This is a genomic window from Pseudooceanicola nanhaiensis, from assembly GCF_020171315.1.
Classification (GTDB): Bacteria; Pseudomonadota; Alphaproteobacteria; order Rhodobacterales; family Rhodobacteraceae; genus Pseudooceanicola; species Pseudooceanicola nanhaiensis_A.
The window spans coordinates 1-13,227 of record NZ_JAIUZP010000001.1; the positions used below are offsets into that span (position 1 = coordinate 1).

The 13,227-nt window shown below is 65.3% G+C and carries 11 protein-coding genes; 3 read left to right on the forward strand and 8 right to left on the reverse strand.

Going from position 1 to position 13,227, the window contains the following annotated elements:
- The 6 genes from LCM32_RS00005 to LCM32_RS00030 form a co-directional block, all read right to left on the reverse strand.
- Window positions 1-118 (reverse strand): transposase (locus LCM32_RS00005; RefSeq protein WP_224819857.1); only part of this gene is annotated, 118 nt, incomplete at its 3' end.
- 985 nt (window positions 119-1,103) lie between these two features.
- Window positions 1,104-1,886 (reverse strand): ABC transporter permease, encoded by a 783-nt coding sequence (locus LCM32_RS00010; RefSeq protein ID WP_224819012.1) that lies wholly within the window; start codon window positions 1,884-1,886, stop codon window positions 1,104-1,106.
- Entirely contained in the window at window positions 1,883-2,734 is an 852-nt protein-coding gene (locus LCM32_RS00015) for an ABC transporter permease (RefSeq protein WP_224819013.1), read from the reverse strand. Before LCM32_RS00015 ends, LCM32_RS00010 begins: the two co-directional genes overlap by 4 nt.
- Entirely contained in the window at window positions 2,731-3,819 is a 1,089-nt protein-coding gene (locus LCM32_RS00020; protein ID WP_224819014.1) for an ABC transporter ATP-binding protein, read from the reverse strand. Before LCM32_RS00020 ends, LCM32_RS00015 begins: the two co-directional genes overlap by 4 nt.
- Window positions 3,816-4,889, reverse strand: coding sequence for an ABC transporter substrate-binding protein (locus LCM32_RS00025; protein ID WP_224819015.1), 1,074 nt, complete (start codon window positions 4,887-4,889; stop codon window positions 3,816-3,818). Before LCM32_RS00025 ends, LCM32_RS00020 begins: the two co-directional genes overlap by 4 nt.
- A gap of 33 nt (window positions 4,890-4,922) precedes the next feature.
- Window positions 4,923-6,098 carry a M24 family metallopeptidase gene (locus tag LCM32_RS00030; RefSeq protein ID WP_224819016.1) on the reverse strand — a complete coding sequence of 392 codons (1,176 nt, stop codon included), beginning with the start codon at window positions 6,096-6,098 and terminating at the stop codon, window positions 4,923-4,925.
- Between the two features lie 81 nt (window positions 6,099-6,179).
- Between LCM32_RS00030 and LCM32_RS00035 the strand changes: the two genes are divergently transcribed.
- The gene (locus LCM32_RS00035) at window positions 6,180-6,947 is read left to right on the forward strand and encodes an IclR family transcriptional regulator (RefSeq protein WP_224819017.1); all 768 of its coding nucleotides are present in this window, start codon (window positions 6,180-6,182) and stop codon (window positions 6,945-6,947) included.
- A gap of 308 nt (window positions 6,948-7,255) precedes the next feature.
- Here the strand turns inward: LCM32_RS00035 and LCM32_RS00040 are convergent, their stop codons facing one another.
- The gene (locus LCM32_RS00040) at window positions 7,256-7,576 is read right to left on the reverse strand and encodes a M13-type metalloendopeptidase (RefSeq protein ID WP_224819018.1); all 321 of its coding nucleotides are present in this window, start codon (window positions 7,574-7,576) and stop codon (window positions 7,256-7,258) included.
- Between the two features lie 350 nt (window positions 7,577-7,926).
- Between LCM32_RS00040 and LCM32_RS00045 the strand changes: the two genes are divergently transcribed.
- Window positions 7,927-9,453, forward strand: coding sequence for a CHAD domain-containing protein (locus tag LCM32_RS00045; RefSeq protein ID WP_224819019.1), 1,527 nt, complete (start codon window positions 7,927-7,929; stop codon window positions 9,451-9,453).
- A gap of 52 nt (window positions 9,454-9,505) precedes the next feature.
- Here LCM32_RS00045 and LCM32_RS00050 read toward each other — a convergent pair whose 3' ends face one another.
- Window positions 9,506-10,333 carry an inositol monophosphatase family protein gene (locus LCM32_RS00050; RefSeq protein ID WP_224819020.1) on the reverse strand — a complete coding sequence of 276 codons (828 nt, stop codon included), beginning with the start codon at window positions 10,331-10,333 and terminating at the stop codon, window positions 9,506-9,508.
- A gap of 308 nt (window positions 10,334-10,641) precedes the next feature.
- Here LCM32_RS00050 and LCM32_RS00055 point away from each other — a divergent pair, with 308 nt between their 5' ends.
- Entirely contained in the window at window positions 10,642-13,146 is a 2,505-nt protein-coding gene (locus LCM32_RS00055) for a M10 family metallopeptidase C-terminal domain-containing protein (protein WP_224819021.1), read from the forward strand.
- Window positions 13,147-13,227: the final 81 nt, after the last annotated feature.

Below are 13,227 nucleotides of genomic sequence, written 5' to 3' on the forward strand. Positions count from 1 at the left end.
TGTAAAACGTGCCATCGCTGACGCCGTGCTTCCGGCACAACTCCTTGGCGCCTATCCCGGCTTGGTGCTCCTTCAGGATGCCAATGATCTGCTCTTCGCTGAAACGGCTTTTCCGCATCGTCTGTCTCCTCGTTTGGAGAACAGGCTAACCTCAAACCGCGGACTTTTCAGGGGAGCAGGTCACCGCCTTCGGTGTCAATTGTGCTAGCTTTGATTTTGGTCCGCGCCTGAATATCCGATTCGGCGGCGCGGCAGGGGTGCGTTTGCGACCGCAGCGAACGGCAGCTCCCCGCCCGATGTTGAAGACTCCAGTTCCGGATTGTGAGCCTAGCGGAATGTCCGCTTCCGCAGTGGGTCTGGGGCGCTTTCGCGCGTGCGCCGAACTTCCGCTCTCCGCCCATTTGCGACATGGTCTGCATCGAAACAGCATCATGTCGGCAGCCCGTAGGTTGACCTCGGACCGAAGCACTTTCCCGAAGGACCTTGAACAGGAGCCGCGACGACGTAATCCAAGTGACATCAAAAAAGCAATCCGCAAGCGGGCTTGGATCTCTTGACCAATATCGCTTGACGGGCGGGGACCCGTTATCGAAGTCCTGACCCTGGAAGTGGTATGAAATGTGGTGTAGTGCGCTTGGTGTGTCAGGTAAAGTGAGGGATATCAGTTGGTTGTAAAAAAAGGGAGCCGGACACCTCCTCCGGCAATTCGCAATTCATAGCCATTTAAATGGCTTGCTTCAGTTTTCTCGCGCAGGTTTGCCGCAAACGACTATCAAGACAATTGGAGGCGCCTTTGGTCGCTATTCGGCCACGTCTCATCTTCGACATGGGAGATTGCTTCAGTTGACCAGGTGAGTAGTCAGGTAGGCTTCGATCCGCAGGTTGAGCACGGTAGGGTTACATTCGAGCGCTCCCCTCAGACCTCGGAGTAAGCGATCGGAAAATCTTGGGTTGCGGATGAGTCCGGGTACTCGACCATGGAAAAATCGATCTCAGATTTTCCTGAGGGGCCCCAATGCGAGTAGCCACATCTGGGCCCCCCAAGCGCACCGAACGCCTGGCGCAGTACCAGTTCTCTCTTCCAAACCCCCCGCTCTGGCAGGTCACTGCCTGCCACCCACCCTGCGGATCGCCCATTCCGCCATCAGGATCACGACCGTGATCGCCACCAGGAAGGTCGAGACGGCGGCGATGGTCGGTTCGACCTCCAGCAGCAGCGAGTTCCAGATGCGGACCGGCAGCGTCTGGGTCCGCACGCCGGTCAGGAACAGCGCGATGATCAGCTCGTCAAACGAGGCCAGGAACGAGAAGAGCGCGGCCGAGATCACGCCGGGCAACGCCAGCGGCACCACCACGGTGGCAAAGATCCGCGCCTGGGAATAGCCCATGCCCGCCGCCGCCCGTTCCAGCGTCACGTCGATGTTCTGCAATGTCGCCAGCAGGATCAGCAGCACGATGGGCAGGCCGATGACGCTGTGACAGATCGCGACCCACAGCAGGCTGCCGACCAGCCCCGCCTGCGATGCGGAGTAGAACATCGCGATCGCGGTGATCACCTGCGGCACGATCATCGGCGTCAGCGCCAGCGCCAGCAGCCACAGCCGCCAGCGCGACTGCGAGCGCACCAGCACATAGGCGCCAAGGAAGCCGATCACGGTGGAAATGGCGCTGGCCATCAGCGCGATCACGGTCGAGGACCACAGCGACGACCACCAGCGGCTGGAGCCGAAGAACTTGTCGTACCATTGCAGTGACAGGCTTTCGGGCGGGAACTTCAGGTATCCGTCGCCGCCGAAGGACACGATGACGATGATCAGGATGGGGGCGATCAGCAGTAGCGCGCCGATGGTCACGACCAGGCGCAGGGAGAGGGGCGCGCGGGTCATTTCAGGTCACTCCCCACCAGGTGTTTCAGGCCGCCCAGCTTGATGTAGAGCCCGAACAGCAACAGCGTCACCGCCAGCAGCGCAAGCGACAGCACGGCGGCCAGCGGCCAGTTCAGCATGATCTCGACCTCGTGCTGGATCTTCATGGCGATCATGACGTCGCCCGGCCCGCCCATCAGCGCAGGCGTGATGAAATAGCCCAGCGACAGGATGAAGACGATCAGCCCGCCCGATACGACGCCGGGCAGCGACAGCGGAAAGTAGACATGGACAAAGCTGTAGAGACGGCTGGCGCCCATCCCCTCGGCTGCCTGCATCAGGCGCGGGTCGATGGTCTTCATCGCCGCGTAAAGCGTCAGCACCATGTAGGGCAGCAGCACATAGGTCATGCCGATCAGGATGCCGCGCTCGTTATAGAGCAACTCAAGCGGGTTGGCGGTGATCCCCAGCGACTGCAGCGTCTGATTGATGATCCCGTTCGACCCCAGCAGCACCATCCAGGCATAGGTCCGCACGATGACGGAGGTGAAGTAAGGCACGATCACCGCCAGGATCACCAGGTTGAAGGCCAGCTTGCCCGCCCGCGTCAGGTAATTGGCGATCGGATAGGCCAGCACGAGCGACAGAAGCGTCACGACGACCGAGATGCGCACCGTGGTGATCAGCGACTGCACGACGGCCTTGGAGGTGATCGCCTTCATCGCATAGGCGAGCCCGCCGCCGAGGCCGCGCTGGAACAGTTCGCCCAGCGACATGAAGAAGAACCACAGCAACGGTGCGACAAAGACCAGGCTCAGCAGCGCCAGCATGGGCAGCAGCAGGCCGGTCATCTGGCGGTGGGTGATCATGCGCCATCCCCTTCCGGGGCCAGCAGGCGGCAGTCCTGCGCCGCCCAGCCGACGCGCAGGCTGTCGCCCTCGGCAAAGGCCGGGGTTCCGGTCAGGTTCTGGGCATCTGCCGTCATCTCCTGCCCCAGCACGTCGAGGCCATAGCGGATCACGCTGCCCAGGTAGGACACGCGCGTGACCCGGCCCGCGACGTCGTTTTCCAGCCCCGTGGGCGTGGCGGCAAGGCGCAGCTTTTCGGGCCGCACGAACAGCAGCGCCGGCTCCGAGGTGACGCCGGAGCCCGCATCGCGGCAGGCGAAGGTCGCACCGTCACGCAGCGCGGCGGTGGCCGAGGTCGCGGTGACGGGCAGCAGGTTCGCTTCGCCCAGGAACTTGCCGACAAAGGCGCTGTCGGGGTGCTGATAGACCTCGGCGGGGGTGCCCAGCTGGGCGATCTGCCCATCGCGCATGATGGCGATCCGGTCGGACATGTTCATCGCCTCTTCCTGGTCATGGGTCACGTAGATGACCGTCATGCCCAGGCGGCGCTGGATGTCCTTGATCTCGGTCTGCATGTGGAAACGCAGGTTCTTGTCCAGCGCGCCCAATGGCTCATCCATCAGGATCACGCGGGGCTGGTAGACGATGGCACGCGCCAGCGCGACGCGCTGCTGCTGGCCGCCAGACAGCTGCTTGGGCGAACGGTCCGCGAAATCGGTCAGCTTGACCGTCTCAAGCGCCCATTGCACCCTCTCGCGCCGCTCGGCCGCCGAGAGCTTGCGCACCTTCAGCGGGAAGGCGACGTTGTCAGCCACGCTCATGTGCGGGAAGAGTGCATAGTTCTGGAACACCATGCCAAAGCCGCGTTCCTTGGGCGGCACGGCGGAAATGTCCTGATCCCCCAGCCGGATGTGGCCTTCGTCCGTTTCGGCAAAGCCTGCGATCATCATCAGGGTCGTGGTCTTGCCGGAACCGGAGGGCCCGAGGAGGGAGAAGAACTCCCCCTCCTCGATCGTCACGTTGACGTCCCGCACCACCTTCTGAGCGCCGTAGATCTTGCCGACGCCGGTCAGCGCGATCCGGCCGGATGCGTTCGTCTGGTTCATTCGATCACCCAGTCCGCCCAGCGACGGCTGATTTCCTCGCGGTTGTCTTCCCAATAGGTCACGTCCTGCAGGAAGCCCTTGGCGGCCAGTTCCGGGCTGCCGGGCATCTCGGCCAGCAGCGCGGGGTCGATCAGGTCATAGGCCTTGGTGTTGGCGGGACCGTAGTTCAGCGCGGTTGCGAAAACCTCGCCCGGCTTGGCGCCACAGGCGAAGTCGACCAGCTTCTGGGCGTTCTCGGCGTTCGGCGTGTCCTTGAAGATACCATAGGCCTGAACCTGCAGCATGTTCTCGTTCCACTCGATCGCCAGCGGGGCGCCATCCTTCTGCGCGGTCTGCAGCCGGCCGTTCCAGATCGAGCCCATGACGACCTCTTGGTCCGCCATCATCTGGGCCGACAGCGCGCCGCTGTCCCAGAACTTGCGGATGTGCGGCTTGATCTCGGTCAGCTTGGCGAAGGCCTTGTCGAGGTCCAGCGGATAGAGGTCTTCCTTGGCCACGCCGGCGGCCAGCAGGGCGAATTCCAGGTTCGGCTGGCCGGAGGCGATATCAGCCAGCATCCGCGCGCCCGGGAAGGCATCCGCGTTCCAGAAATCGGCCCAGGAAGCGGGGTGGTTGTCGGCACCGAAGGCTTCGGTCGAGTAACCCAGCACGGTGGCGAACATGAAGTTGCCGACCATGTAGCCACGCACGAGGTCCTCGCGCACTTCGGAGGGATCGGTGAAGGTCCAGCTGTCGTAGTCGATCTTTTCCAGCGCGCCTTCGCGTTCCAGCTTCAGCAGCGAACCATCCGAGGTGTCGATCACGTCCAGCTCAAGGTTGCCGGATTTGTACATCGCCATCAGCTTGGCAAAGGTCGCGGGGACCGAGATCACCTCGATGCCGGTCGCCTCGGTGAAGGGATCATAGACGGCGCGGCGCATCGTCTCTTCGTAGACGCCGCCGGGGTTACGCACGATCACCTCGTTGCTGGCCGCGCGCGCACGGGTGTTCAGGAAGGGCGCGGCAAGTGCTGCGGTGCCGGTCAACGCCAGGAAGCGACGCCGGGGAAGGGTCTTGAACGAAGTCGTCATGTGTCTTTCCTCTGTTGGTCTATGGGCGCGCCGTCAGGCGGCGACCTCTTGGCTTTCGAAAAGCCGACGGTCAAGTTTCGTCAGCCGCTCGTGCCCCGTCTGGGTGGCGAGGATGGTTTCGCTGAAGGCGATGCCGTCAGCGACAAGGTACATGTGGAAGGTCATGCCCGGCGCCAGCACCCAGTCCGCTTTCGGGTGGAAGACGCGGTTAAAATCCGACGTGCGCGGCGTGGCCGGCCCGTTGAAACCGACGGTGTAGCCGGAGATGCCGGTGAAATCCTCGCGCAGACCCTCGGCCACCAGCGCGTCACGCACCACGGCGTCGACGTCGCGCGCCATGGCGCCCGGCTTCATCGCCGCGAACTGCGCGTCCTGCAGGGCGATCAGCCGGTCGGCCACGCGCTGCTGGCGTTCGGTCGCGCCGCCGATGGCGACGGGGCGCATCATGCGGGAACTGTAGCCGGCGATCTTGGGCAGCAGCTCGATATGGCAGATCTCGCCCGCTTTCAGCGGTTCGGGGCGCAGGTGTCCGTGCAGGAAATCCACGCCCTTGCCCACGGTGATCGGCCCGACGGGCGCCGGATCGGCCCCGCCGTCAAGGTAGGCGCGGTACGCCGCCTTGACCACGTCGCGCAGCACCGCGCCCTCTTTGGCCGCCGCGATGGCGGCAATCATAGCGGTGTCCGTCAGGTCGGCGGACCGGCGCAGCAGGTCCAGTTCGGCCGGCGACTTGATCATCCGGCGGTCGGTCACGATGGCGCCGACATCCGCGAACGCCGTACCGGGCAGCAGACCTTGCAGGGTTTCCAGGAACCCGACCGGCATGCCGTAGGACGCCTTGTCGATCCCGATCGTGCCATGGTCCATGCCGCGGCCCCGGATCGTCTGCGCGATGACCTCTGCCGGACTGTCCCAGTCGTTGAAGGTGACCACATCGTCGATCCAGCTGACATCCGTGAAGGGCGCGCAATCCAGCGCGCGGATCAGGAAGATCGGCGCGCCCGTCGCGGGCAGCAGCAGGCAGCGGTAGATGTTCATCGCCCCCGGGAAACCGGTCAGCCACTGCACAGCCTCGATCTCGTCGTAGATGGCAAGGTCGACGCCTTGCTGGCGCAGCCCGGCCTGAACGGCGGCGGCGCGGGCCTGGAAGTCTGACGCGGGGAACAGCAGCCGCTTGCTGGCGGGCACCACGAGGGTTTCGGTCGACATGAAACGGGTCCGGTTGTGATTAGCACTTGACCCGGCTTGTCGTCCTGAGGTCTCACAGGCGTCAACAAAAATGAAACCCAGTTGCTAAATACGGAACTCGACATGTCCTCCCTGTCCAAGGCCTCGGCCATCCTAGCCTGTTTCACGACCGAACAGACGGACCTGTCGGTGTCCTATGTCAGTGAGAAACTGGCCCTGCCCAAAAGCTCCGTCTCGCGCCTGATGAAGGAAATGGCCGAGCTGGGGCTGCTACAGCGCGGTGATGGCGAGCGGGAATACGGCCCCGGCTACATGCTGTTCCAGCTGGGCGCGATCTATCAGATGCGGTTCGACCTGATCGAGGTCGTGGATCGCATCGTGCGCGACCTTGTGAAACAAACGGGCTGTACTGGCTACATCGGCCTGTTAGACGACGGTGAGATCGTGGCCATGCGAAAGCATCTGGGCACAGATGCCGTTCGCTACCGGATCGAGGTCGGGCGGCGCTATCCCGTGACCTACCTGTCCTTCGGCAAGGCGCTGCTGTCGCGCCGCTCGGATACCGAGATCATGGGCTTCTTCACCAAGTACCCCAAGTCGCGCCCGGCCAACATGAAGGTCTTCCTGGCCGAGATCGCCGAGATACGCGCCCAGGGCTGGGCCGAAGCGACCAAGACATCCGTGCAGGGCGCCCATGGCATCGGGGTGGCAGTCATCAGCCCTCTGTCCAGGCAGCAGATCGGCTATTCGCTGTCCTTCCATGCGGATCTGATGGGATCGGAGCAGCGCCGTGAGGTCGCGACAGCCCTGGTGAACAGCGCACGCCAGGTCGCAACGCTCATCATGGACGATTACTGGCAGAACGTCTGAGCCAAGTCGTCTCTGTCGCGGTCCAACGATCGGCTCTGTACGAACTGCGGACCTTGGGCCGCTCAATATGCTGCAATGCGCAGCCGATCTCGGAGTTCATCGACGGTCACGGATTGGGCCTGATCGGCACCTCCCGATGCGCGTGCCGAAAGAAGACTAGCTCCACGGTGTCGCATGCGACTTTCCCCCGGCTTTTGAGCTTCGCCAGAAGCACCTACCAATGACACGACCCTACCACGCTCTTGCGCGCTTCTCCGGTGGCAGCCCATCGGGTCGCCTTCGACAATCCCTTAGGTCTCGTAGAATGCCTACACATGCTGGAGCGCCGCGACGGACCGGTAGTAGTCCGGGGCATGGCCATCGTTGGTGACGATCGTGTGCAGGAACTGGTCGGTCTGCTTCGACGCCCAGAACTGCGCCCAGCCGACAAAGCAGCGCTCGGCTGGGGACATGCCGTCGATCTCGACATTTTCCTCCGGGTGCTCCTCAAGGTAGACCTTCAGCGCTTCGTAGGCGAGCGTGATGCCACCGACGTCGGCCATGTTCTCTCCGACGCCGAGCGCACCGTTGATGTTGAGGCGCGGCAGCACCTCGAAATTGTCAGCCTGTTCGATCAGCTTCTTCGCCACGCCTCTTTGCGGATCTGAGCGTTTCCGTCAGTTGAACAGGAGAGACGTCAGACGACTTTCAAGCCACAGCCGGGATATCGCAGAGAACTTACTGGGCTCTCCCCTCAGACTGTGCAGCACGAGATCTCAAGAATTCGAGATGGGTATCTATCGGCGTGTCCGATCGCGGGCAAATCGATCCCGGCTTTTCCACGGGCCGCCATCATCCCCTTTGACCCTGCGGCCCCGTGGTGACGGTTCGGCTCCATCCGCAGGACATGCTACAATGGGACAGGAGATGCCCGCGGGGGTCTGTCCACCCGCGACCAGCGAAAGGCGGGAAATCGTGCCACGTCGACGAGAGCCGGGCCATGGCGAAGGCTGAGACACAGACGCTCTTCCTTCAGGGGGACGGCACCGCCGTTCTTGAGGCGCTCGACGCGGGCAGGCGCTGGCGTCTGCGGCCCGGCGTGGCCGTGCCGGGGCGCTTTGTGCTGCTCGACACGTTCGACGGCGCTGTGGCGGCCAAGGGGGGCCTCCTGTTGTGCAGTGAAACCGGTGCAGAGGTGCTGGGCCGGACCGAGCGGATCACTCAGGCGGCATGCCCCGCCGGGCGGGTGGAGGACAGGCCCGCAGGGCCGGTCACGTCATGGCTGGCGGGGGGTGTATCACCGCTCCGCGCCCTGATCGCGGTGGCCGAGGGCAAATTCTTCTACCACCGTTTCGACCTGTTCGGCGCGCGGGAGGAGACCGGGGCGCGCGGCGAGCTTTGGGTCCTGCACTGCCCGGGCCGCCCGCCGCTGTCGATCCTGCGGGTTGATGCGCTGCGCGGTCACGAGGCGGCTTTGGGCCGGGTTCTGAAAGCGGTCGGAGCCAGCGAGGGACTTGTCGCGCTCAGCCCCTTTGCCGCAAGCGCCGCGCTGCGGGGGCTTACCCCGGCAGAGGTGGCGGGCGCGGTGGCGGAGGTGGTGCCGGAGGACCGGGTGATGGATGCGGTCACGCGGTTCCTGCGGGCGCAACTCGGCGTGGCGGCACGGAACGAAGCGGGCATCATCGCGGACCATGACACCGAGTTCCTGCACGACTACCGCGTCGCGTTAAGGCGCGCCCGCTCCGTCGTGTCGCTCTTTGGCGGCGTCTTCGAGGCCGGGACCAAGGCGGAACTGGAGCGGCGGCTCGGGGCGCTGATGGCACCCACGGGCGCGCTGCGGGACCTCGATGTCTACCTGATCCAACGGGAGACCTATGTGGCCCTTGTCGCCCCCGAGCGGCGTCAGGGGCTCTGCCTGCTCTTCGAACGCCTCGCGCAGGAGCGGGCGGCGGCGCAGGCGGAACTGGCGGCATGGCTGCAGAGCCCCGCCTACCGGCACGCGATGCAGGCCTGCGTGGCGCTTCTGGAGGGGCCGGGCGCCCTCGTGCCTGGGTCGAAGGCGGAGCGCCGCGCCATCGACTATGCGCGGCCACTGATCTGGAAACGCTACCGCAAGGTCCTGCGCGACGCGGACGCGATCCAGGCGAATTCCCCCGACGAGGCGGTTCACGCGCTGCGCATCCACTGCAAGAAACTGCGCTACACGATCGAGTTCTTTGCCCCGCTTTTCGAGGAGAAGGCCCTCCGCAAGCTGCTGAAGCGGCTCAAGAAACTTCAGGACACCTTGGGCGTGTTCAACGATTGCGCGGTGCAGCTGCGCGCCCTCGAAGCGCAGTCGAAGACACTGGACGCGAGGACACCGGATGCAGTCAAGATTGCGATCAGCCTTGGGGCGCTGATGACGGTGCTGGGCCTGCGGCAGGGTGAGGCACGCGCGCAGGTAGAGGCGCGCTTTGCCCGTTTCGATGCCCCCGACACGCGCCGGGCGTTCGAAGCCATCTGCAAACCCGGAAAAAGGGGCAGCTGAAGACCATCGCCGGATCACCGGGCAAGGGCGCGGGCCTCGCGGGGGCAGGCTGTCAGCCGAAGGGACCCAGATCGCGGATCGCTGAGAGCACCTCGACCGAGGAGGACGAGATCAGCCGCCCCGTATGACGTGTCGGGGTGTAGGGCGTGCCGTCTTCGAAGAGGGAGGTGCCCCCTGCCTCAGCCAGGATCAGCTGGCCCGCGGCGTGATCCCATGGCTTGATCGTGACGGCGGTGACGAAATCCGTCTGGCCCGCGGCCAGCAGCCGGTACTCGTGGCAGGAGCAGCGCAGCGACTGGACCTGCCGGATCACACCGAAGGGGGCGATGCTGGCCGCACGGTCGGCGGGCGCGGCCTGGCTGAGGGGGACAAGGCCCTCGATCTGGGCCAGCGGCCGCGGCGCCCGGGTGGTGAGCCGCTTGCGGGTGTCGCCCGCCACGAACCACGCGCCGCCGCCGCGATGGGCCATGATCCAGTCGTCGCAGACCGGGTCATAGAGCAGGCCGAAGACCGTCTCGCCCCTGTGGGTGACGGCGAGGATCATGCCAAAGACCGCAAGGCCACGGGCAAAGTTGCTGGTGCCGTCAACCGGATCGAGAATCACGCAGGTCTCGGCCCCGGCGATCTGGGCGACGAGGCTCGGGTCGTCTTCCACCGCCTCTTCGCCCACCACGGCGCAGCCGGGCAGGATGCGGCGCACGCCCTCGGTCAGCAGGACCTCCGCCTCGCGGTCGGCCACGGTGACAAGGTCCGTCGGGCTGGTCTTGGCTTCGATCTCGCTTGCCTGCAGGTTCCGGAAGCGGGGCAGGATCGCCTCCGCTGCCACGTCGCGGACAAGGGCGACGAGCGCCTCGGCGGTCAGGTCGTCAATGGTGCTCATCAGGGCCTCGGGGCGGAAAAGGAGGGACGGGGAGGTGGACGGGGCAGTGCTGGCGTCCGGTCGGCGCGGGGCGGTGTCCTTCGGGCGATGCCCTGTCCGGGAAGGGGCGTGGCGCACCACGTCCCGGTTCGGTCACCGCAGCAGGCAGACCGGCATGTCACGGCCCGGTATAGGTCGCATCGCCCGTCGGGTCGATGCCCGTCTTGCCGTGCGGGCCTTGAAGGTACTGGACATTGATCCCCGTCAATTCGCTTTCCCGGGCGCGGCGTATGCTTGATGGCCTCTGTGGCCAGTGGGGAGGCTGGAACATGTCCGATACATCCGGGACCATACCGGGCACTGCGAGGGACGAGACCGTCGCATGGCGCGCCGAACCCGACCTGATCTACAGCGGTGCCGAAACGCAGGAGCGGCGCTTCACCCTTGGCACCGATACCCCCTCGCATCCGACGCCGGTCGTCGGATCGTCCTACGCCGCATCCACGGGGGGGGAGACCGCCGCGGTGGCGCAGGCCATCGTCTCCTCCGATCCGCTGACGGCCATCGACTGGGGCACGTCCTGGCCGGAGACTGTCATCGACATCTACTTCGCACCCGAAGGGGGCTACATCGACGGGGTGACGGATTTCGGGCCGTCACATGGCTTCACCGCCTATCAGAAGCAGCAGTTTCTCACGGCGATGGCGCAGATCGAAAAGGTCACCAACCTGACCTTCCGCGAGACGACCTCGCAGGTCTCGGCCGAGTTCCGGATGGGAACCTTCGATCTCGACGCCTACAACCTGATCGCCTTCATGATGCCCCCGGGCGAGCCCTACGCGGGCTTCATGGGCTTCGATCCGGATTACCTCGGCTGGTATGACGCGGACAGCGGCAACCCGCTGCTGGCGCGCGGGGGCTACATGTTCGCGGTGCTGCTGGAGGAGCTGTGCCACGGGCTGGGGCTGGCCCATGCCCATGACGATGGCGGGACATCCACCGTTCTGGAAGGCGTGGATGCGCCTATCGGGTCCTATGGTGTCGGCGACCTGAACCAGGGCATCTACACCGTCATGGGCTACAACGAGGGTTGGCCCGCCGGGCCCTACGGGACCGAGTATTTCGATGGAACCTATATCTACGTGAACGACTTCGGCTACGAGGCCGGGCCGATGGCGCTGGATATTGCCGTGCTCCAGCAGAAGTACGGGGCCAACCAGAGCTGGGCCACGGGCAATGACGTCTACTGGCTGCCCGATGCAAATGCGGTGGGGACGTTCTTCCAATGTATCTGGGATGCGGGCGGGACAGACACGCTGGCCTATGGCGGCACGCGGGGCGTGACCATCGACCTGCGCGCCGCGACGCTCGAAGGGGCCCCGGGCGGCGGCGGATACGTGTCCTACGCCATGGGCATCCGCGGCGGATACACCATCGCCAACGGCGTGGTGATCGAGAATGCGACCGGGTCCTCCGGGGCGGACTGGCTGACGGGAAACGACGCGGCCAACGTCCTGACGGGCAATGCGGGCAATGACGTGCTCAGCGGCCTCGCCGGGCGGGACCTGCTGCAGGGCGGGGTTGGCGACGACACGATGTACGGCGGGGATCAGGACGATACGCTCGTCGCCTCTGACGGCAATGACCGCGTGTGGGGGGGCAACGGGCGGGACCTCGTCTATCTCGGCGCGGGGAATGACCTCTTCGAGGATCACGTTCAGGTGCTCTATGGCGACGACACCGTCTATGGCGACGCCGGCAACGACACGATGCGCGGCAGTGGCGGGAACGACCGTTTCTATGGCGGCACGGGGGCCGACACGCTGCTGGGCGGGGACGGGGACGACCTGCTGCGCGGGAATGCGCAGGACGACCGGATCGAGGGCGGGGCGGGCAACGATACCGTCTATGGCGATCTTGGCCGGGACTACGTTCTGCTGGAGGCGGGCGACGACCTCTTCATCGACGATCCGCAGAACGACGATTTTGCCCATGACACCGTCTATGGCGGCGACGGCGCGGATCGCCTCCTGGGCGCCGGGGGCAATGATGCTTTCTATGGCGGGACGGGGGCAGACACCCTGATCGGCGGGGATGGCAACGACCTGCTGCGCGGCAATGCGCAGGACGACCGGATCGAAGGCGGGACGGGCAACGATACCGTCTATGGCGATCTGGGGCGGGATTACGTGCTGCTGGAGGCGGGCGACGACGTCTTCATCGACGATGCGCAGGCCGATGCCTTCGGGCAGGACACGGTCTATGGCGGGGAAGGGGCCGACCGGCTCTTCGGCGCGGGCGGCGATGACCGCCTTTTCGGCGGCACCCACGCCGACACGATCTATGGCGGTGTGGGCAACGATCTGCTGCGCGGCAATGCGCAGGATGACTGGATCGACGCCGGGACGGGCGATGATACCGTCTACGGGGACCTCGGGCGCGACTGGTGCTACCTCGGCGACGGCAATGACCTGTTCCTCGACGACGGGCAGACCGGCATCTACGGCGCGGATACCGTCTTTGGCGGCACTGGCGACGACACCATCGTGGCCCGCGGCGGGGCCGACAGGCTGACCGGAGCGCTTGGGGCGGATCGGTTCGTCTTCGACGTGGCGGCGATCGGGGCCGATACGATCACGGACTACGTGGCCGGGACGGATGAGTTGAGCTTTACGGCGGCGCTCTGGACGGGTCCGCTGGACCAGGCGGGCCTCGAAGCGCTGACGCAGGTCGTTGGCGGTGCGCTGGTGCTCGATTTCGGGGGCGGCAATTCCGTGACCTTCGAGGGGCTGGTCTCCAACGCAGGGCTGCTGGACGACATCACGCTGATCTAGGGCCGAAGGGGGTAGAAGGGGGCAGGAGCCGACCGTCCCGGCGCGTGCCCGCATCGCCACCGTCAGACCTTCCCAACGCCC